This is a genomic window from Bradyrhizobium sp. UFLA05-109 (assembly GCF_054185165.1).
Genome location: NZ_JBBIAR010000001.1, coordinates 198,395 through 216,928 on the forward strand (window position 1 = coordinate 198,395; position 18,534 = coordinate 216,928).

The following is an 18,534-nucleotide window of genomic DNA, read 5'->3' on the forward strand; positions in this document are numbered from 1 at the left end:
ATACGCCTAGATACTCTGGGTAGAGGGGGGGGTTTAAATCCCCGAAAAGTTGTTGCGAAAATCCTTTATGACCGATCTCAAGAACGTAGGCGATCCAATCGTCGGCTCGCAGTCCGCGCCTCGGACGTGGGATTTTTGGGAGACGACGCTAGTTGCCTTGATTGCAGACGGCGCTTTCGTTCTCACAGGCTGGATGGTGTTGAATTTCATTCTGGCCGCGAGCCTCGGAGCGAAGGCCTTCGCGCCAGGAGAATTCCAGATGTTGGCGTCACAGGGACGCTGGTATGGGGTCTTCCTTGTTTCGGGAGCGCCGGCCGCCATCGCAGTGCTTTGGGTTGCCATCCGGATGGCTGGGAGAGAGTTCGGCGAATATCTCGCTCTGAATGGCCAACCGGGGGCGAAATCGTCCGTGCTCTCGCCATCACGATGATCTTTATGTCGATTGAAGGATTTGTGCTGTCGAAGATGAGCACGGGTGGATATCAATCCGACCCTACGCTCATCGTAGGGAGCGTTGGCGGATTGCTAGTGTGGCTTATTGGAGGCTGTATCGCTGGACCTCTTATGGAAGAGCTTGTGGTTCGCGGCTTCCTGTTCCGCGGTTGGTCGCAATCCTTTCTCGGTCCGATCGGAGCTATCTTCCTCACGTCGGCTGTCTGGGCGCTAAATCATACCCAGTACGATTGGTTCGGACGCACAATCATTTTCGCGTTTGGACTTGTTCTTGGCTATCTTCGATGGACCAGCAATTCCACATGGACCACAGTGGTGGCTCATTCGGCCTGCAACACCGTGATCTTCCTTACATTGGGGCGCTACGTCTAGCGCGCTGCCACCAGCGCGATCGCAATCGGCATCGTGATCGCCGCCAAAATCGTCTGCAGCGTGATGATCTGTGCCAGCAGCGGCGCATCGCCGCCCATCTGGCGGGCCAGCACATAGGCGCTGGGCGAGGTTGGTACCGCCGCACAGACTGCGATGATCGCAAGGCTCGTCCCGGTCAGTCCGAACCATAGCGCCAACAGAAGCGCGATTACGGGCATCAGCACGAGCTTGAAGGCGACGCCGATGGCAGCACCCACGCTCGGGCGGAGCAGGCCGTTCAGATGCAGGCCCGCGCCGGTGACGAGCAGGCCGATCGCAAGCGAGGAGCGGCTCAGCGCATCCGCCACCTCGTGCCAGATCTTTGGCAGCGGCAGGTGCAGGACGTTGACGAGAAGGCCAATCGCGCAGGCCCAGATCAGCGGGTTGCTCGCCACGGTCATGACGATGGCGCCGACGGACTGCTTGTTTGGCGAGGCGTAATGCGCGAGCACAGCGACGCTGAACACGTTGACCAGCGGAATGATCGCGACCATCGCAACGGAGGCGAGGGCGAGACCGACATCGCCGAACAGATTGGCGGAGACCGACAGCGCGACATAGGTCTGCCAGCGGGTCGCGCCCTGGAAGATCGAGGTGAAGGCGGGGCCGTCGATGTCGAGCCGCGCCAGGGCCGGGCGCAGCGCCAGGCAGAGCAGCGACATCGCGAGCGCGGACAGCAGCAACGCGCCGCCGACGCCTGCGACCGGCACCCGACTGAGATCCGCCTTGACCAGCGTCTGGATCAGCAGCATCGGAAACAGCACGTAATAGGTCAGCCGCTCCAGCCCGTGCCATTGCGTGTCGAGCCGCATCAGGCTGTGTTTCAGCGCCACGCCGAGCACAATGAGAATGAAGACCGGCAGCAGCGCCGCAATCACCACCGCCATGGGTCAGTCCGTCCCCGAGGTCGTGCGAAGATTGGCGAGGCGATCGAGCGCGCCTTGCAGGATGAAGATCGCGGCGTGCTCGTCGATCACCTCGGCGCGTTTGGCGCGGCTGACGTCCATGCCGATCAGCTCGCGCTCGACGGCCGAGGTCGAGAGGCGCTCGTCCCACAGGCCGATCGGCAGTGCCGTGAGGCCGGCGAGATTGCGGGCGAAGGCGCGGGTCGATTGCGCGCGCGGGCCCTCGCTGCCGTCCATGTTGATGGGCAGCCCGAGCACGAAGCCGACTGCCTTGCGCTCTGCGGCGATGGCGAGCAGGCGCGCGGCGTCCTGCTTGAACGCCTTGCGCTGGATGGTCTCGACGCCGGTCGCGAGCCGCCGGTCCGGATCGGAGACGGCAACGCCGATCGTCTTGGTGCCGAGATCGAGCCCGATCAGCGCACCGCGCGCGGGCCAGTGGGTTGCAGCGTCGATGAGAGGTAGGATAGGAGCCGGCATGGCGTTAGCGCATACCATGCGAAGCGCTGCGGAGTGAACCAAGAACAATGGATGCGCTGACCCTATTCGGCCTGTTCGCGGTGACGGCGATGCTGGTCTGCTATGCGCTGGAGGATCGCAGCCATTGGTTCGTGATGCTGTTCGCCGCATCCTGTGCGCTCGGCTCGGCCTATGGTTTCCTGCAAGGCGCCTGGCCGTTCGGCGTGGTGGAGGCGATCTGGGCAGTCGTAGCGCTTCGGCGTTGGTCGCTCAGGCCGCGATGACCTCGTCATCCCTGTTCAGGCAGGACACAAACCCCTTTAGCGCGCTGTACTGGTGGCCGGCGCGACGCTGGATGAACAGCGTCTCGACGCGCGCGTAGGCTGCGGGAAGCGTGTGGACCGACACGTTGTCGATCATCGCGCTGCGATCGACCACCGCGCGCGGCAGCAGCGTCACGCCCATGTCGGCGGCGACGCAGCCGATCATACCGTCGAGCGTGCCGAGCTCGAAGCGCGCGGCCGACGGCCAGCCGAACTCGACGAAGATCTGCTCGAGCCGCTGGCGATAGGTGCAGCCGGTGCGGAACACCAGCGCCGTCGGCCCGGATTCCGGCGTGCCGGCGCGCAGCTCCTTCAGTGATGCCCAGCGGCGCGCGCTGACCAGCACGAGCTCCTCGCGGAATGCGCTGACGGCAGTGAGATCGACATGTTCGATGGGACCCGCGACGAAGGCGCCGTCGAGCGCGCCATCGAGCACGGCGGCGACGAGATCGGCTGATGTCGCGGTGCGCAGGCTCAGCCGCACGGCGGGGAAGCGGCGATGGTAATCGGCGAGCAGCGGCGGCAGGCGCACGGCGGCGGTCGTCTCCATAGAGCCGATCGCGAGCGGACCCCTGGGCTCGCCGTCATCGCGCGCGGCGAGCACGGCCTCGCGCGAGAGCGCCGCCATCCGTTGCGCGTAAGGCAAAAGCCTCTTGCCGGCGCCGGTCAGCGTCATGCCGCGGCTGTGGCGCTCGAACAACGGCGTGCCGATCTCGGACTCCAGCGCCTTGATCCGTTGGGTGACATTCGATTGCACGGTGTTGAGTTCTTCGGCGGCGCGGGTGATGCCGCCGGTGCGGGCTACCGCGGCGAAGGTCTTGATATCGCTGAGTTCCATGGCGTCGTTTCGTTTTAGAGATGGCAGCGTTCGCAAGAATTCAATTTTCGAGAATGCTATTCCCACTTAGCCTTGCTGTCCATACGGGAGGAGCCATGTCGATCACCACACCACTGACCACGCTGCTCGGCATCGAGCACCCGATCCTGCTTGCTCCGATGGATATCATCGCGGGAAACAGCCTGGTGACGGCGGTGAGCCGCGCCGGTGGCTTTGGTGTTCTGGGGGGCGGCTATGGCGAGAGGGCTTGGCTGGAGCAGGAGACGGCGAAGCTGAACGCGCTGCGCGCGCCGTTCGGTATCGGCTTCATCACCTGGAGCCTCGCCAGGCGCCCTGAGCTTCTCGACATCGCGCTCGCAGCGCACCCCAACGCTATCATGCTCTCGTTCGGCGATCCCGCGCCATTCGCGTCAAAGATCAAATCTGCCGGCGCGCGGCTGATCTGCCAGGTGCAGGACGAGGCCATGGCGCGACAGGCGCTCGATGCCGGCGCGGACGTTCTCGTCGCGCAAGGCACCGAAGCAGGCGGCCATGGCGCATCCCGTACCACCGTCGACCTCGTGCCTGCAATCGTCGATCTCGCGGCGGGTCGCGTGCCGGTGGTCGCGGCCGGCGGCATCGCCGACGGGCGCGGGCTCGCCGCCATGATGATGCTGGGCGCAAGCGGCGTGCTGCTCGGCACGCGCTTTTATGCGAGCCAGGAGGCCGACGGCGCGGATGAGGCGAAGCGGCGCATCTGTGATGCAACGAGCGGCTCGACCGTGCGCGGCATAGTTTTCGATCTCTCCCGCAACAATGTCTGGCCGGCGCCGTTTACCGGGCGGTGCCTGATCAACGATCACGCCCGGCGCTGGATGGGCCGCGAGGTCGAATTGATGCAGAATGTCGCCAAGGTTGCGGCCGATTATGCCGCCGCAAAGGCGAGCGGCAATTTCGATGTCGCCGCTGTGATCGCGGGCGAGGCGGTCGGCCTGATCCATGATATTCCGCCGGCGGCCGAAATCGTCGAGCGGATCGCGACGGAGGCCGAGCAGCTGCTGGCCGGCCGGCGCAACTCGGTCGCTTCTGCTGCTTAAACAAGAGAGAACAACCATGTGGCCTGACCGTCGACTGATCAACCTCTTCAAGACCGAATTCCCGATCGTGCTGGCGCCGATGGCTGGCGTGATGGATGCGGAGCTCGTGATCGCGGCTGCGCAAGGCGGTGCGCTGGGCTCGCTGCCATGCGCGATGCTGTCGGCAGAGAAGGCGCGCGAGCAGGTCAATCTCATTCGTCAGCGTGTCGCTGCGCCGGTGAATATGAACTTCTTCTGCCACAAGCCTCTCGAACTCACGGCCGAGGCCGATGCGCGCTGGAAGCAGCGGCTCACGGGCTATTACAAAGAGCATGGTCTCGATCCGGCAGCGCCCATCAATGCCGCCAACCGCGCGCCGTTCGATGCGGCGTTCTGCGAGGTCGTCGAGGAGCTGAAGCCGGAAGTCGTCAGCTTCCATTTCGGCCTGCCGGCGGAGGCGCTGCTGAAGCGCGTCAAGGCGGCTGGCTGCCTCGTGATTTCCTCCGCTACCACCGTGAAGGAAGCGGTCTGGCTGGAGCAGCACGGCGTCGATGCCGTGATCGCGCAGGGCGCCGAGGCGGGCGGCCATCGCGGCATGTTCCTCACTGAGAATATCTCGGAGCAGCCCGGCACCTTCGCGCTGGTGCCGCAGGTGGTCGATGCCGTCAGGGTGCCGGTGATCGCCTGCGGCGGTATCGCAGATGGGCGCGGTATCGCGGCCGCCTTCGCGCTTGGCGCGGCCGGCGTGCAGATCGGCAGTGCCTATTTGCGCTGCCCGGAATCCAAGGTCAGCGCCGGCGGTCGCAAGGCGCTCGCCGAGGCGCGGGACGATTCCACGGTCATCACCAATGTGATGACCGGGCGGCCGGCGCGCGGCGTGCAGAACCGCCTGATGCGCGAAGCCGGCCCGATTTCGCCGGACGCGCCGGCCTTTCCCCATGCCGCGACCGCGCTGGGGCCGTTGAAGGCGGCAGCCGAGAAGCAAGGCAGGGTGGATTTCACCAATCTCTGGGCCGGGCAGGCCATCGGTATGGGGCGCGAGATACAAGCGGCCGAATTGACCCGGGATCTGGCCCAATCCGCGCAGGCCCGCCTGAAAGCGCTGGCCGGCTAGGCCCGATGAGATCCCGGAGGATCGTCATCGCGCTTTAGGCTATTGTTTGCGCATGATCTTTCGGAAAACCGCTGCGCACTTTTCCGGATCATGTGCCCAGCGCCGGTTGCGGCGCAAAACCGGCCTCTGCTATACGGCAGACCTGATTTCTGCCGTTCGAGGCCTTATATTATGTCCGTTGACGCCGCTACCGTCCGCCGCATCGCGCATCTCGCGCGCATTGCGGTTTCCGATGACGAGGTTCCGCATCTCCAGGGCGAGCTCAACGCCATGCTTGCCTTCGTCGAGCAGCTCTCGGAGGTCAATGTCGAGGGCGTCGATCCCATGACGTCCGTGACTCCGATGGAGATGAAGAAGCGTCAGGACGTCATCAAGGACGGCGAGATCGCCGACGATATCGTTGCCAATGCGCCAGCGACCGAAGGTCACTTTTTCCTGGTGCCGAAAGTCGTAGAGTGAGTTTCTAGTTCAGGACGCTGTTCGATGTGCCTGCTATGCGACGATGAGAAGGCCTATCAGGCCTATATGAACTATCTCGACGCGATGGAGCGGCAGGGCAAGGCTGCCGATCCCAACGTGGCCGTCAATGCCGTGCTCGACCAGCTCGAGGCGGCGGCGAGTGCGTCCACCAAGAAAGACGACCCGGCCAACGACAAGACCCTGTCTCCGTTCTTCTGTAGCCCGATCAATAAATGACCAATTTGACATCGCTGACGCTCGCCGAGGCCCGCAAGGGTCTCGCCGACAAGACATTCACGTCGCTCGAGCTGACCGACGCGCATCTGAGCGCGATGGAAGCTGCACGTGCGCTCAACGCCTTCGTCCTGGAGACGCCCGACCAGGCGCGCGCCATGGCGCGTGAAGTCGATAGCAAGATCGCCAGGGGTGATGCCGGCCCGCTCGCCGGCATTCCGCTCGGCATCAAGGACCTGTTTGCGACAAAGGGCGTGCGCACTACGGCCTGCTCGAAGATTCTCGGCAATTTCGTGCCGACCTACGAGTCGACCATCACCTCGCAGCTCTGGCGCGACGGTGCGGTCATGCTCGGCAAGCTCAACAACGACGAGTTCGCGATGGGCTCGTCGAACGAGACCTCCTGCTTCGGTCCGGTCGGCAATCCGTGGCGGCGCGAGGGCTCCAACACGACGCTGGTGCCGGGCGGCTCGTCCGGCGGCTCCGCCTCGGCCGTTGCAGCGCTGCTCTGCATGGGCGCGACTGCAACCGATACCGGCGGTTCGATCCGCCAGCCGGCAGCGTTCACCGCGACCGTCGGCATCAAGCCGACCTATGGCCGCTGCTCGCGCTGGGGCATCGTCGCCTTTGCATCCTCACTCGATCAGGCCGGTCCGATCGCGCGCAGCGTGCGCGATTGCGCGATACTGCTGCGCTCGATGGCGGGCCACGATCCGAAGGACACGACGTCCGTTGACCGCGCCGTGCCGGACTACGAAGCCGCGGTCGGCAAGTCCGTGAAGGGCATGAAGATCGGCATTCCCAGGGAATATCGTCTCGACGGCATGCCGGCCGAGATCGAAAAGCTTTGGGAAGCGGGCGCGGCCTGGCTGAAAGCGGCCGGCGCCGAGCTCGTCGAGGTGTCGCTGCCGCACACCAAATACGCGCTGCCGGCCTATTACATCGTCGCGCCGGCGGAAGCCTCGTCCAACCTCGCCCGCTATGACGGCGTGCGCTACGGCCTGCGCGAGCAGGGACGCAACATCATCGAGATGTACGAGAACACGCGCGCCGAAGGCTTTGGCGCGGAAGTGAAGCGCCGCGTCATGATCGGCACCTACGTGCTCTCGGCCGGCTATTACGACGCCTATTATCTGCGCGCGCAGAAAGTGCGCACTCTGATCAAGAAGGATTTTGAGGATTGCTTCGCCAAGGGCGTCGACGCGATCCTCACGCCGGCGACACCGTCGGCCGCCTTCGGCATTGGCGAGAAGGGTGGCGCCGATCCGGTCGAGATGTACCTCAACGACATCTTCACGGTGACAGTGAACATGGCGGGCCTGCCCGGCATCGCCGTGCCGGCGGGCAAGGACGCGCAGGGCCTGCCGCTCGGCCTGCAACTGATCGGGCGTCCCTTCGACGAGGAGACGCTGTTCTCGCTCGGCGAAGTGATCGAGCAGGCCGCCGGCCGCTTCACGCCCGCGAGGTGGTGGTGAACATGGCGGCGTACATCGCCAGCCTCGAGGGCGCAGCGCCCGCGCCGAACCTCGGCGTGCCGCTCGCAGGGCTCTGGTGGGCCGCCAAGGGCGACTGGGACAAGGCGCACAAGATCGTCCAGGACGAGGACAGCCGCGAGGCAGCCTGGGTGCATGCATACTTGCACCGCGTCGAAGGTGACCTCGGCAATGCCGGCTACTGGTATCGCCAGGCGGGCCAGCCGGCCGCGAAGGATTCATTGCAGGCGGAGTGGGAGCGCATCGCTGCCACGCTGCTCGGGAGCACGACATGAGCACGGCCACGCACAAGCTTCTGAAGGGCTCAACCGGCGACTGGGAGATGGTCATCGGCATGGAGATCCACGCCCAGGTGACGTCGAACTCAAAACTGTTCTCGGGCGCGTCCACCGCGTTCGGCGGCGAGCCGAACACGCATGTGTCGCTGGTCGACGCGGCGATGCCCGGCATGCTGCCCGTCATCAACGAGGAATGCGTCAGACAGGCTGTCCGGACCGGGCTCGGGCTGAACGCGAAGATCAATCTGCGCTCGGTGTTCGACCGAAAAAACTATTTCTATCCCGACCTGCCACAGGGCTATCAGATCAGCCAGTACAAGTCGCCGGTCGTGGGTGAGGGCGAGGTGCTTGTCGAGCTCGACGGCGGCCGCAGCGTCAACGTCGGCATCGAGCGGCTGCATCTGGAGCAGGATGCCGGCAAGTTAATGCACGACCAGTCGCCGACGATGTCCTATGTCGATCTCAACCGCTCGGGTGTGGCGCTGATGGAGATCGTCTCAAAACCGGACATCCGCGACGCCGAGCAGGCCAAGGCCTATGTGACCAAGCTGCGCTCGATCCTGCGCTATCTCGGCACCTGCGACGGCGACATGGAGAAGGGAAACCTGCGCGCCGACGTCAACGTCTCGGTGCGTCGTCCCGGCGGGCCGCTCGGCACCCGCTGCGAGATCAAGAACATGAACTCGATCAACTTCATTGGACAAGCGATCGAGTACGAGGCGCGGCGCCAGATCGAGATCCTCGAGGACGGCGGCGAGATCGACCAGGAGACGCGGCTCTACGACCCCAACAAGGGCGAGACGCGCTCGATGCGGTCGAAGGAAGAGGCGCACGACTACCGCTACTTCCCCGATCCCGATCTCTTGCCCCTGGAGTTCTCGCAAAGCTTCGTCGACGAGCTGAAAGCGAACCTGCCCGAGCTGCCGGACCAGAAGAAGACGCGCTTCGTCGCCGATTTCGGCCTGTCAGCCTATGATGCCAGCGTGCTCGTCGCCGAGCGCGAAAGCGCTGACTTCTACGAGACCGTACTGGACAGGCTCGCCAATCGAGCCCGCGACGGCAAGATGGCGGCGAACTGGGTGATCAACGAGCTGTTCGGCCGTCTCAACAAGGAAGGCCGGGCTATTGCGGGCTCTCCCGTCACGTCCTCGCAGCTTGCCGCGATCATCGATCTGATCGGCGAGGGCACGATCAGCGGAAAGATCGCCAAGGATCTGTTCGAGATCGTCTGGCAGGAGGGCGGCGATCCGCGCGCGCTCGTCGAAAGCCGCGGCATGAAGCAGGTCACCGACCTCTCGGCGATCGAGAAGGTGGTCGACGACATCATCGCTGCCAATCCCGACAAGGCGGCACAGGTCAAGGACAAGCCGCAGTCGCTCGGCTGGTTCGTCGGCCAGGTGATGAAGGCGTCCGGCGGCAAGGCCAACCCGCAGAGCGTCAACGACCTGCTCAAGTCCAAGCTCGGCGTCTGACCTTTGTGGTGACGGCGCGTGCCGTCACCACAATCCCGCCTTCGCGCATCCGTCGCGCGCACTGGCGACACCAGCGTCGCCTCGATCGCACCGTCCAAGCCTCACCGAATCGCCGTCTTCGATTCGTACAGAACGGCGGCTTCGAGTACGCTCCGGCGAGCGATCGCGCCGTTAAGCATGAAAATATTTTCGTTGCCAAAATTCACGACTCAGAGTCCGCGAAACGCGTTTCGTGCGCCTTCGCGCAAGACGCAACGCGCGACGGAGCGTCGATCGCGCGCAACGTGCGAATGCGGAATGGGCTTGCATCATAGGGTTTTCTTGCAATCGATGCTTTCGCTGGCGTCGATGCGGCAGGCACTTTCCGCATAGACGGTCGAACGACTCGTCGAGCGCGTGCGCGAAGCGCGAAGTAGTTGCGCGCTTTGCTGCGTCAACACTTCCTTAAGCGGGAAGATGTTTTTTTCGCCGTGTTGGTGTATTCGGGATGAAGTGCATTCGATCCCCGAATGCACGCAGCGATTAAAGCCATCTCACACATCGGAGGGCAACATGGCCAAGAAAGCGAAGAAGGCGAAGAAGGCGAAGAGCGCAGTGAAGAAGACTGCGAAGAAGACCCGCAAGGTCGCGAAGAAGAAGAAGTAACTTCGCTTCTGAAGTCGCCGGCCTCTCTGATGGCCGGCACGTCATCAGCGCCTTCTGCGATCTGGTTTGCCTTCGGCAGGACAGGTCTCGGTCAATTCGGCTCTGATCGGCGATAGAGGGTGTCGGCGAGACATCAGGTCAACGGTCGGATCATCCATCCTTGTCGAGCTTGCTCGTCAAGGTCTGGTCCGGCAGAAGAAACGAGTTTTCTTCGTTCGGTGCGGTTCGCCTTTATCGGCCCCGCAATTTCATGAGTAGCCTCGCGGCCAAAATGAAATCTGGTCCTGACGTGTTCGCCGACGCCCTCGTTCGAGTAGCCGGGATCCTCGCCGGCGTTTTCATTTCCCAAAACTTCACATCCCAGTCGCGATAGAGCAGCCGAACAGGCTCGCGATCGCCGTGGTCCGACTGCGCGCCCGAATTCTGAACTGTCATTCCCCGCGAAGGCGGGGAATCCAGTTCGCCGCGGCTTCTCTGTATGCGTCACTGCCTCTGGAATACTGGATCGCCCGGGCCGGGCGATGACGCCGGAATTTGGCTATGATCGTGCGCACCTCACCACACGTGATGGTTATCATCGTCCGAAGATCCAGACGGTAAACGAAGTCTGACGAATCGCAGAAGTGCTTGAGAATCCCGGACTTCTTGCATTTTCCTGGCCGTGCCGCGTGGCCTCGCGTTTACGTCCCCTTCATCGCGATACTTAAACTGCCATTCAAATTTGCTCGCCAAGATCGCCCTCAACAAGCCGGCAGGAACGGCATTGGGACGAGTTGAACAGTTTGGACGGGAGCCGCGCTCGGGGGAACGAGGCGGCACAACAATAAAGGGGATGCGACATGTTTCAGGGGACTTTCGATCTGGAGACCGCGACGCCGGTCGACGCGAGCGCTTTGTCGGACGTGCTGTTCGAGCGGGGGATGCATTGGGCGAGCGGCCGCTCCGGCCTCGTCGATCTCGTCGCCGCGCATAAATGGTTCAACCTCTCGGCGCTGAAGGGCCGCAAGGATGCGATTGCCCATCGCCAGGAAGTCGCGGCGCAGATGTCGGATGCCGAGATCGCGGCCGCGCAGCGTGAGGCGCGGGCCTGGGTCACCATGCACTGACCGGCTCACTCAAGGTAGGCAACCGAACTTTGACCGATCGGTGCGATTGCGCCGAGGCGACCTTCTAGACGGCAAACGAGGCCGGCGCTTCGCCGGCACGATGTCGGCGCCACATTTCAGTGAAGGCCTTCTCGATATGTCGCGTCATGCGGGCAGTATCGAAGAGAGGCCAAGTGGACCGATGCGTCGCCAGCTTGCTCTTGAGGGCGGTTCGAAGTTCGGGATCGTGCGCGATCCGAAGCGCCAAAGCCTCATATTCGTCCAGCGATCGCGTCACCAGCTCAGGAAGGCCTACGGCATTCAGGAGACTGGCTGCAACACGTCCCGCAAAGGCGGTGCCGAGGCAGGTCAGGACCGGCAGGCCAGCCCAAAGGGCGTCGCTGGCCGTGGTATGGGCGTTGTAGGGCAACGTGTCCAGGAACAGATCGGCGAGCTGGTGGCGTGCCAGGTGTTCGTCGATAGCGACGGGTGGGGCGAACACGATCCTCTCGGCGGCGATGCCGCGCGCAACGGCTTCACGCCTCAGGTTCTCGCTGGCGATCTGGCCCCCATCAAACAGCCAAAGGACGCTGCCGGCGGTCTTGGCAAGCAGCCTCATCCAGACGTCGAACAGCACGGGCGTGATCTTCAACGTTTTGTTGAACGCGCAGTAGACGAATGCATCGTCCGGCAGTCCGACCTCGCTCCGGGTCGGTGCATTCGGCAGGGGCGGTCGCCTCGCGTCGGTCGCCTGATAGCTGTCGGGGAGATAAATCACCTTCTCGGCGTAATGCTTCTGCTCGCCTTCGGGGATGACGATCCGGTCGGCCATGACGTAGTCGATATATGAGGCGCCCATCGTGCCGGGAAAGCCGAGATAGTTGACCTGGATGGGAGCCGGCCGGTGCGCGAGGATTTTTGGCCGCGCAAAGGCGGTGAAGCCTCCGAGATCGACGAGGACCTCGATGTCGAGCTGGCGTATCAGCTTGACCACGTCCTCGTCGGTAAGATGGTTGACGTCTTCAAAGCGTTCGAATGCTGCCTTCAGGCGGTTGCGCATCTTGCTGCCGTCATCCGGTCCGTAGGAGATGGCGCTAATCTCGAAGCGCTCGCGGTCGTGCTGCTCGAAAAGTCCGGCCATCAAATGCGCGGTGGCGTGATTGCGAAAATCGGCAGACACATACGCGACCCGCAGCCGGGAAGCCGGCGACGGCGTTCTTGGTATCGCTGCACCTCGCTCCGGGGCGACGTTGGCGACATATGTCTTCGCACAGGTCAATTGGTGTGCCGGAGAGGACGAGGCAAGAAGGAAGGTGAGGGGATCGATCGCCACGCCTGATTCGACGGCCTCGTCCAGGGCGGCCTGTTCACGTTCGAAACTGCGCCAGTCGGCACGGCTCTGCCTGGAACCAACGAGCTTGCTCAATGCGAATGGGAAAGCCTTGTTCAGTGCGACAGTTCTTTCGAGCGCTGCGATCGCTTCGTCGTGTCGGCCCATTTGGGTAAGAACCTCAGACAAGACGAAATGGTATTGTGGATTCGACGGCGCGAGCTCGACGGCACTTCGGTAACTATCATGCGCTTCGTCGAGCTGACCGAGCTGATGGAACGCACTGCCTCGGTTTGCGAATGCTGCGCTCGATGGCGCGATCGCAATGGCGCGATCGAATTCCGCGATGGCGCCGCGAAGCTCCTGCCGTGCAAGCAGGATCGCTCCGCGATTGAGATGCGCATCGGCGAAGTTAGGCGACAGGGCAATCACTTTCGCAAGCAAGGCGAGCGCATCGTCCGTCTTGTCCAGTGCACGCAGCACGTTGGCATAGTTGAAAAGAACGTTGGGATTGCCGGAGTCGACGCGGGCAGCCTTCTTGAGCAATGGCTCGGCGTCCGCGAAATTGCCGCGCTGGGCCTGCAACAACCCCAGCATATGGAGCGCGGTGGGATGCGTTCTGCTTGCCCTCAGGATGGTCGTGTAGCCCCATTCCGCATCCGACAGTTTGCCCGAACGGTGCGCCGCAATTGCCTGGTCCAGAATAGCCGACGGATGGAGAGAGGAGGGGGCCGAAGCTCCCTTGTTGCGGCCTTGCTGCGGCATGTGATTGGATTTCCGGACCCCGATGACGGGTCTGTGCTTTGGCGAACTGGTGCAAAAACTCTAGTCGCCTTTGCGGGTGAGAACAACGGCCGCGCCGCCCGCGCTTCAAGGCACGAAACGACCGCGCTCGTGCCGAGATTTCCCGCGCGACAATATAGATGCCGCCCAACTGATGCGATGGTTACCCTCGGGCGTCGACGGCCGTCCGGTGCTCCGGGCATCAAGCCGGTCCCGACTCGTCCTTGGCTACGGTCGCTGTCAAAGCTTTCATCTGTAAAGAAACCCGCTAGCCTCAATTCTGCCGCTTGCGGCTCGCCGCGGGGTCGGGCATACCCGGCAAAGCCGGAGACGTGGCCGAGTGGCTGAAGGCGGCGGTTTGCTAAACCGTTATAGGCTTGTAAAGGCCTATCGAGGGTTCGAATCCCTCCGTCTCCGCCAGAGCATAATTCGCCTCCGTTCGCTAGCCTCCGAAAACCCCCTGTAGATACACAACTTTCCGCTCTAGGTCATCCTTGCGCGTTCGCCGCCATTCGCCTAAATTCAGGGTTCCGGTGTGGGTACAGGAGGGGGTAAATGGCAGGCGGAAAGCTCACAGCCCTTGAAGTGACCAAGGCAAAGGCGCCTGGAATGTACGGCGACGGCGGCGGCCTCTACTTGCAGGTCAAAGGGGACGGCAAGGAGCGAATCTCGAAATCGTGGATCTTCCGGTATCGTCTCAACGGCCACACCAGCAAGACAGGGAAGCCGCTGGCGCGGGAGATGGGGCTGGGCTCGGTCGACACGTGGAACCTCGCAGAAGCCCGTGAGCGGGCCCGCCAGCAGCGCCAGCTCATCGACGAGGGGAAGGACCCCATCGAGGCCCGCAAGATCCAGGACCAAGCTAGCGCCCTGGAGAAGGCCAAGACGACGATCTTCCAGGATTGCGCCAAGGCCTACATCAAGGCCCACAAGTCCGGCTGGAAGAACGCCAAGCACGGCGAGCAGTGGGCGGCCACGCTGGAGACCTGGACCTATCCGATCATTGGCAAGCTGCCCGTCGGCGGCATCACCACCGATCTGGTGCTGAAGGTGCTCGAGCAACCGGTCGGTGACCAGGCGGAAGCGCCAACGTTCTGGACCGCGCGCACCGAGACGGCCAGCCGCGTCCGCGGCCGCATCGAGAACGTCCTGGACTGGGCCAAGGCGAAGAAGCTGCGCGATGGCGACAACCCGGCGCGCTGGAAGGGGCTGCTCGACAAGCTGCTGCCGGCGCCCTCCAAGGTCTCACCGGTGGAGCACCACAAGGCGCTGTCCTATGCCGACCTACCGCGCTTCATGGCTGATCTCCGCCGGCGGGATAGCCTCAGCGCCCGCGCGCTCGAATACACCATCCTCACGGCCGCCCGGACGAGCGACACGATCGGCGCCGTGCGGACCGAGGTCGACTGGGCGGTGACCGCCTGGACAGTCCCCGCGGCCCGCCTGAAGGGCAAGAAGGGCGCGCGCAAGCGCGACCATGTCGTACCGCTCAGCGACCGCGCGCTGGAGATCCTGGAGAAGCAGCCGGTACGGTCGGAGTACCTGTTCGCCAACGACGCCGGCGAGCCGCTGTCCAACATGGCAATGCTGGAGTTGCTCCAGGGCATGGACTTCGGCGAGGACCTGACCGTCCACGGCTTCCGATCGACGTTCAAGGACTGGTGCACCGAGCAGACGGGCTTCCCGAACGAGATGTCAGAGATGGCGCTGGCGCACACCGTGTCCGACAAGGTCGAGGCGGCCTACCGCCGCGGCGACATGCGGGAAAAGCGTCGACGGATGATGGCCGATTGGGCGACCTATTGCGCCAGTCCGCCGGCCGAGAGGTCGGACAACGTGAGGCCGATAAGGGCGTGAGGTGTGACAATAGGGGCTTGACCGTTTTCCGATCGTCCAGATTGTTTCGATCGAAACCGCTCGCCAAACGGGAAGTTAATCTTTATAGACGAACCTTGAAGTCGAGTGAATCGAGCCTATCTACGGCGCCCGAAGGTCGAACATGCCCAATCACTCGCCCGTTGCCATTGCAAACGAGTTTCTGCGCCGCCGCGCGAGCAGCGGCTGGCCGGCGCAGATGCAGTTGCAGAAGCTTGTCTACATCGCTCATGGCTGGAATCTAGCGATCAATGGCGAGCCGCTCGTGAACAGTCTGCCGGAGGCATGGGACAATGGGCCTGTGTTCCGGGAGATCTGGGATCATATTCGCGATTTCGGCTATCGAGGTCAGCATTGCGCGCTGACCGATCCATTCGATAACAGGGAAATTTCGGAGGAGCTTTCTTCGCAGGAGAAGGCTGTCATTGACCATGTCTGGAATAAGTATCGAGGGTTCAGCGGCCTCGCGTTGTCAAAGATGACTCACGAGCCAGGTACCCCGTGGTACCGGGCCTACTTTGGCGGAGGTCAGAACACGCCGCTGTCGAATGAGCACATAAAACATCACTACGTTGAACTGGCTTTAGCGGGTCGTGGGGCAAAATAAACCAGCTATTAGCGTCGACGATATTGATAAGGCGCCGGTCACCTTGCCGGCGCCTCATCATATGCCGCAACATGACGTCGACATGCTTCGCGAAGCCTTCAACCGACTTCGACCGAGAACTTCGAGCTGAAAGAGCAGAATTTGCTCTTGCGTCGCTCCAATAACACGCACGAGATCTTGGATAGTTTGCTGAGGCCCTATGCGAACCGCTCCTTTATTTTCATGTGCGGGTATTGCTCAATCGTCGCTCTGCTCATCATCGCCTGCGGGTTCAAGCTGGGTGGGTTTGAACTGCCGGGCAGCGTTCTGGAGGTCCTTGCCGGGAGCACCGCCGTGACCGTAATAGGATTGGTCGGCATGGTGCTCACCGGCATCTTTGTGGGTGCGCGTAAGCACCATTAGTTCCGAGTTCTGGCTAGATTCCCGCCATGTTTTGTACGCATGTTGCGAGATTGGCGAAAGTTGCTCTGAACTCGTCGCGGCTCTCGCTCATTGTCTGAAGGATCTTGCCCTTTTGCTCGATCTGAGTATCGGTCAGCGCAAACACCGGCACATTGAATTTTTGAGACTGCGCGATCAGAGAATTGAAGTCGGCGATGTTGGCCAAGTTGTAGGGACTGTCTCCGGGCTTGGCTTTCATGAAGTCGGCCTGGGAGATCGTCATCGACTCCATAGTCAGCACTGGGATCAGCTCGTTAAGAACTGTCGTCTTGATGATGTTGATCCACTGCTGGAACGATGAAGCCGGGCTTCCCGACCGAGGCCGATAGCGTTGCGAGATGATGCCGCAGAATTTCGGAGCCTTGCCAGGAAAGGGATATTGCAGGGTAGGGACGCGAAATGTCCCGACCGATGCATTCCACTTCGGGATGACACGTGCAAGCGAACTAATTGCCTGATTGCAGTAGTAGTCAGGAGAAGTTGGAATGATGAAGTAGTCCGCGCCCATCAAGAAACACTGATTTAGCGCGCCAACGCTAGGGCTCATGTCTACCAAAACAACATCGATTTTCTCCGCGGCGGCCGTCATCCGCAGTAGGGCGCAGATTGATCCAGGGATGTTTTGTAGGGCAGGAATGGCGGCGCTGGTCGAGAGGGCCACTGCAATTTGGGTCTCGTTTTCAGCCAGAGCGATGTTGCCAGCCAACAAATAAAGATTTTTGTTCGGCGTCTTGGTGACGCCCGCGGCCTTCAGCGGCGTGCCTGCACCGCTAAATACGGGTGTCAGCGCATCGCTGATGTTTGCATTCGGATTTTTCTTGTAGAAGTCAGCGAAGTCGTCGATGCCGTCGAAACCTAAGACGGTGCCGGTGAGATTGCACTGCGGATCGCCGTCGACGATCAAAACCTTCTTGCCGGCATTGGCGAGGGCCCAGCCCAAATTGAATGTTGTGGTTGTCTTGCTGACGCCACCCTTGTGATTGAACAATGCAATGATCGGAATTTGTTCGGCCATCTAATTATCCTCCCTGCGACCATCCATACGCAACCAGGGGGTGAGTGCAAGAGGGGTTTGCTTCAACGAATGGTGGATTGACGCGATCGCGCCTTTGACCCGCCGCGACTCAGGAGGCGCGCGCTCCGGCATTGTTTTGCCACGGGACAACCCCAACCGGAGGGCGAGCACAAGGGGTCTTCAGTGCAATAGCCTCCACACGATCGCCTCCACCAGTAGCGCCAGCATGCAGATGACCGTGCGGCCGCCGATGCGGTTCATTTGGTTTGCCGTGTTGTTGGGCTGGATGGGGTATTTTACTGCAAGCCTGACTTGCTGAGCTGAAGACAACGATCTCTGGCTTTATCGTGGTCCGCGTTGATCGTCGATGAAATTTGACGTGGCAGCGAACAGGTGGGCGATCCATCCTGGGGCGGGTAGATGCTGTCGCAAGTTGCCCTTTCCCCTGTGCACTCCGCGCGATTCTTACGCGTGCGGTCTGCCAATTGCTTGCAGGCAAAAGCCCAGGCTCTGTCGTATTCAGTTCGAGCAAACGACACGCAGGAGTCGTAGCCCGCTTGAATGGATGCTCTTTCGGCTGCCGCCTTCTGTTCTGCCGCGTCCCTTTCCATTTTCGCTCGTTCAGCTTCGTCTCGTCGCGCTAACTCCGTGCGAGCCCTTTCCATCTGCCGATCTCGATCGATCTGAGCGTCCCTTGCTGGGAGGTACACGGAATAGTAATAGCCAACGCTTCCCGCGGCCCCCAACAACGAGACCGCGAGACAGATCTTAAGAAAGTTGTCGATTGCCCCTGCCACCTTTGCCTCCCTCGCGGAGTTTCGGGCGAGACCGCCGTAGAGGATATGGAAATCCCTACTGTTTGGACGGTTCTTCAGCCTGCTGCTGCGTCGGAGTCGCTGCGGCCTGAGCTGGTGCTCGAGGCTTTGACTTCGCGCGGGGCTTAGATTGTGCGACCGGCGGTGGTGGCTCGGGCTCGGCCCCGGCCGCGGCCGCGCCATCAGGCTTGCCCTGGAATTGGATGTTGCACTTCCTGGCAATCGAGGCCTGCTCGATCGCGACCAACTGCCCTTTCATCTGCGCGAGCTCTGCGGCGGTCTGCTTGTCTCCACCGACAAGGAAAGCTGCAGGCCAGAAGATCACGACGGCGGCGGTCGTAGCGACAACATCCTTCGTGCGTTGGCTATCTTGCGCGCCCGATAAAGCTGCCGCTCGTGCAGAGACGGCCTGGGCTTCCATACCGAGCTGCTGGCAAGTGTAGCTCT

At 62.3% G+C, this 18,534-nt stretch carries 19 protein-coding genes and 1 tRNA gene; 14 read left to right on the plus strand and 6 right to left on the minus strand.

The window, feature by feature from the left end; genetic code table 11:
* Positions 1–435: 435 nt before the first annotated feature.
* Positions 436–825 carry a CPBP family intramembrane glutamic endopeptidase gene (locus Q3C01_RS00950; protein WP_458143113.1) on the plus strand — a complete coding sequence of 130 codons (390 nt, stop codon included), beginning with the start codon at positions 436–438 and terminating at the stop codon, positions 823–825.
* On the opposite strand, the gene Q3C01_RS00955 is transcribed toward Q3C01_RS00950, so the two are convergent.
* Positions 822–1,751, minus strand: coding sequence for an AEC family transporter (locus Q3C01_RS00955; RefSeq protein WP_458143115.1), 930 nt, complete (start codon positions 1,749–1,751; stop codon positions 822–824). The two genes, Q3C01_RS00950 and Q3C01_RS00955, sit on opposite strands and share 4 nt — an antisense overlap.
* Before the next feature lie 3 nt (positions 1,752–1,754).
* On the minus strand, positions 1,755–2,246 hold the full coding sequence (gene ruvX, locus Q3C01_RS00960; RefSeq protein ID WP_458143116.1) for a Holliday junction resolvase RuvX: 492 nt from the start codon (positions 2,244–2,246) through the stop codon (positions 1,755–1,757).
* Positions 2,247–2,293: 47 nt separating this feature from the next.
* On the opposite strand from ruvX, the gene Q3C01_RS00965 reads away from it, so the two are divergent.
* Positions 2,294–2,509, plus strand: a complete 216-nt coding sequence (locus Q3C01_RS00965; RefSeq protein ID WP_458143117.1) for a hypothetical protein — start codon at positions 2,294–2,296, stop codon at positions 2,507–2,509.
* Here the strand turns inward: Q3C01_RS00965 and Q3C01_RS00970 are convergent.
* The gene (locus Q3C01_RS00970) at positions 2,496–3,386 is read right to left on the minus strand and encodes a LysR family transcriptional regulator (protein ID WP_458143118.1); all 891 of its coding nucleotides are present in this window, start codon (positions 3,384–3,386) and stop codon (positions 2,496–2,498) included. The two genes, Q3C01_RS00965 and Q3C01_RS00970, sit on opposite strands and share 14 nt — an antisense overlap.
* 53 nt (positions 3,387–3,439) lie before the next feature.
* Between Q3C01_RS00970 and Q3C01_RS00975 the strand changes: the two genes are divergently transcribed.
* The 8 genes from Q3C01_RS00975 to Q3C01_RS01010 all read left to right on the plus strand — a co-directional run bounded on the left by Q3C01_RS00975 (position 3,440) and on the right by Q3C01_RS01010 (position 11,242).
* Positions 3,440–4,462 carry an NAD(P)H-dependent flavin oxidoreductase gene (locus Q3C01_RS00975; protein WP_458143120.1) on the plus strand — a complete coding sequence of 341 codons (1,023 nt, stop codon included), beginning with the start codon at positions 3,440–3,442 and terminating at the stop codon, positions 4,460–4,462.
* 16 nt (positions 4,463–4,478) lie between these two features.
* Positions 4,479–5,555, plus strand: coding sequence for an NAD(P)H-dependent flavin oxidoreductase (locus Q3C01_RS00980; RefSeq protein ID WP_458143122.1), 1,077 nt, complete (start codon positions 4,479–4,481; stop codon positions 5,553–5,555).
* A gap of 171 nt (positions 5,556–5,726) precedes the next feature.
* Entirely contained in the window at positions 5,727–6,014 is a 288-nt protein-coding gene (gatC, locus tag Q3C01_RS00985; RefSeq protein ID WP_458143123.1) for an Asp-tRNA(Asn)/Glu-tRNA(Gln) amidotransferase subunit GatC, read from the plus strand.
* Positions 6,015–6,038: 24 nt separating this feature from the next.
* On the plus strand, positions 6,039–6,251 hold the full coding sequence (locus Q3C01_RS00990; protein WP_458143125.1) for a hypothetical protein: 213 nt from the start codon (positions 6,039–6,041) through the stop codon (positions 6,249–6,251).
* Positions 6,248–7,723, plus strand: a complete 1,476-nt coding sequence (gene gatA, locus Q3C01_RS00995) for an Asp-tRNA(Asn)/Glu-tRNA(Gln) amidotransferase subunit GatA (RefSeq protein WP_458143126.1) — start codon at positions 6,248–6,250, stop codon at positions 7,721–7,723. Before Q3C01_RS00990 ends, gatA begins: the two co-directional genes overlap by 4 nt.
* A gap of 2 nt (positions 7,724–7,725) precedes the next feature.
* Positions 7,726–8,016, plus strand: a complete 291-nt coding sequence (locus tag Q3C01_RS01000) for a hypothetical protein (protein ID WP_458143127.1) — start codon at positions 7,726–7,728, stop codon at positions 8,014–8,016.
* Positions 8,013–9,491 (plus strand): Asp-tRNA(Asn)/Glu-tRNA(Gln) amidotransferase subunit GatB, encoded by a 1,479-nt coding sequence (gene gatB / locus Q3C01_RS01005; protein ID WP_458143128.1) that lies wholly within the window; start codon positions 8,013–8,015, stop codon positions 9,489–9,491. Before Q3C01_RS01000 ends, gatB begins: the two co-directional genes overlap by 4 nt.
* Positions 9,492–10,975: 1,484 nt before the next feature.
* Positions 10,976–11,242, plus strand: coding sequence for a hypothetical protein (locus Q3C01_RS01010; RefSeq protein WP_458143129.1), 267 nt, complete (start codon positions 10,976–10,978; stop codon positions 11,240–11,242).
* A 64-nt stretch (positions 11,243–11,306) separates the two neighbouring features.
* On the opposite strand, the gene Q3C01_RS01015 is transcribed toward Q3C01_RS01010, so the two are convergent.
* Complete coding sequence (locus tag Q3C01_RS01015; protein WP_458143130.1) at positions 11,307–13,316, minus strand: O-linked N-acetylglucosamine transferase, SPINDLY family protein; 2,010 nt, start codon at positions 13,314–13,316, stop codon at positions 11,307–11,309.
* A 344-nt stretch (positions 13,317–13,660) separates the two neighbouring features.
* Between Q3C01_RS01015 and Q3C01_RS01020 the strand changes: the two genes are divergently transcribed.
* From Q3C01_RS01020 to Q3C01_RS01035, 4 genes are all read left to right on the plus strand, one after another.
* A tRNA-Ser gene (locus Q3C01_RS01020) sits at positions 13,661–13,754 on the plus strand.
* A 135-nt stretch (positions 13,755–13,889) separates the two neighbouring features.
* The gene (locus tag Q3C01_RS01025; RefSeq protein ID WP_458143131.1) at positions 13,890–15,191 is read left to right on the plus strand and encodes a tyrosine-type recombinase/integrase; all 1,302 of its coding nucleotides are present in this window, start codon (positions 13,890–13,892) and stop codon (positions 15,189–15,191) included.
* A gap of 142 nt (positions 15,192–15,333) precedes the next feature.
* On the plus strand, positions 15,334–15,816 hold the full coding sequence (locus tag Q3C01_RS01030) for a Panacea domain-containing protein (RefSeq protein WP_458143132.1): 483 nt from the start codon (positions 15,334–15,336) through the stop codon (positions 15,814–15,816).
* Positions 15,817–15,957: 141 nt separating this feature from the next.
* Complete coding sequence (locus Q3C01_RS01035; RefSeq protein ID WP_458143133.1) at positions 15,958–16,218, plus strand: hypothetical protein; 261 nt, start codon at positions 15,958–15,960, stop codon at positions 16,216–16,218.
* Positions 16,219–16,231: 13 nt separating this feature from the next.
* Here the strand turns inward: Q3C01_RS01035 and Q3C01_RS01040 are convergent, their stop codons facing one another.
* Both Q3C01_RS01040 and Q3C01_RS01045 read right to left on the minus strand, forming a co-directional pair.
* Positions 16,232–17,272, minus strand: coding sequence for a ParA family protein (locus Q3C01_RS01040; protein WP_458143134.1), 1,041 nt, complete (start codon positions 17,270–17,272; stop codon positions 16,232–16,234).
* A gap of 852 nt (positions 17,273–18,124) precedes the next feature.
* Positions 18,125–18,508, minus strand: a complete 384-nt coding sequence (locus Q3C01_RS01045; protein WP_458143136.1) for a hypothetical protein — start codon at positions 18,506–18,508, stop codon at positions 18,125–18,127.
* Between the last annotated feature and the right edge of the window lie 26 nt (positions 18,509–18,534).

Coding starts and splice junctions, on each gene's coding strand:
- Q3C01_RS00950 (WP_458143113.1), top strand. CDS start 436: ATGTCGATTGAAGGATTTGTGCTGTCGAAGATGAGCACGGGTGGATAT.
- Q3C01_RS00955 (WP_458143115.1), bottom strand. CDS start 1,751: ATGGCGGTGGTGATTGCGGCGCTGCTGCCGGTCTTCATTCTCATTGTG.
- ruvX (WP_458143116.1), bottom strand. CDS start 2,246: ATGCCGGCTCCTATCCTACCTCTCATCGACGCTGCAACCCACTGGCCC.
- Q3C01_RS00965 (WP_458143117.1), top strand. CDS start 2,294: ATGGATGCGCTGACCCTATTCGGCCTGTTCGCGGTGACGGCGATGCTG.
- Q3C01_RS00970 (WP_458143118.1), bottom strand. CDS start 3,386: ATGGAACTCAGCGATATCAAGACCTTCGCCGCGGTAGCCCGCACCGGC.
- Q3C01_RS00975 (WP_458143120.1), top strand. CDS start 3,440: ATGCTATTCCCACTTAGCCTTGCTGTCCATACGGGAGGAGCCATGTCG.
- Q3C01_RS00980 (WP_458143122.1), top strand. CDS start 4,479: ATGTGGCCTGACCGTCGACTGATCAACCTCTTCAAGACCGAATTCCCG.
- gatC (WP_458143123.1), top strand. CDS start 5,727: ATGTCCGTTGACGCCGCTACCGTCCGCCGCATCGCGCATCTCGCGCGC.
- Q3C01_RS00990 (WP_458143125.1), top strand. CDS start 6,039: ATGTGCCTGCTATGCGACGATGAGAAGGCCTATCAGGCCTATATGAAC.
- gatA (WP_458143126.1), top strand. CDS start 6,248: ATGACCAATTTGACATCGCTGACGCTCGCCGAGGCCCGCAAGGGTCTC.
- Q3C01_RS01000 (WP_458143127.1), top strand. CDS start 7,726: ATGGCGGCGTACATCGCCAGCCTCGAGGGCGCAGCGCCCGCGCCGAAC.
- gatB (WP_458143128.1), top strand. CDS start 8,013: ATGAGCACGGCCACGCACAAGCTTCTGAAGGGCTCAACCGGCGACTGG.
- Q3C01_RS01010 (WP_458143129.1), top strand. CDS start 10,976: ATGTTTCAGGGGACTTTCGATCTGGAGACCGCGACGCCGGTCGACGCG.
- Q3C01_RS01015 (WP_458143130.1), bottom strand. CDS start 13,316: ATGCCGCAGCAAGGCCGCAACAAGGGAGCTTCGGCCCCCTCCTCTCTC.
- Q3C01_RS01025 (WP_458143131.1), top strand. CDS start 13,890: ATGGCAGGCGGAAAGCTCACAGCCCTTGAAGTGACCAAGGCAAAGGCG.
- Q3C01_RS01030 (WP_458143132.1), top strand. CDS start 15,334: ATGCCCAATCACTCGCCCGTTGCCATTGCAAACGAGTTTCTGCGCCGC.
- Q3C01_RS01040 (WP_458143134.1), bottom strand. CDS start 17,272: ATGGCCGAACAAATTCCGATCATTGCATTGTTCAATCACAAGGGTGGC.
- Q3C01_RS01045 (WP_458143136.1), bottom strand. CDS start 18,508: ATGGAAGCCCAGGCCGTCTCTGCACGAGCGGCAGCTTTATCGGGCGCG.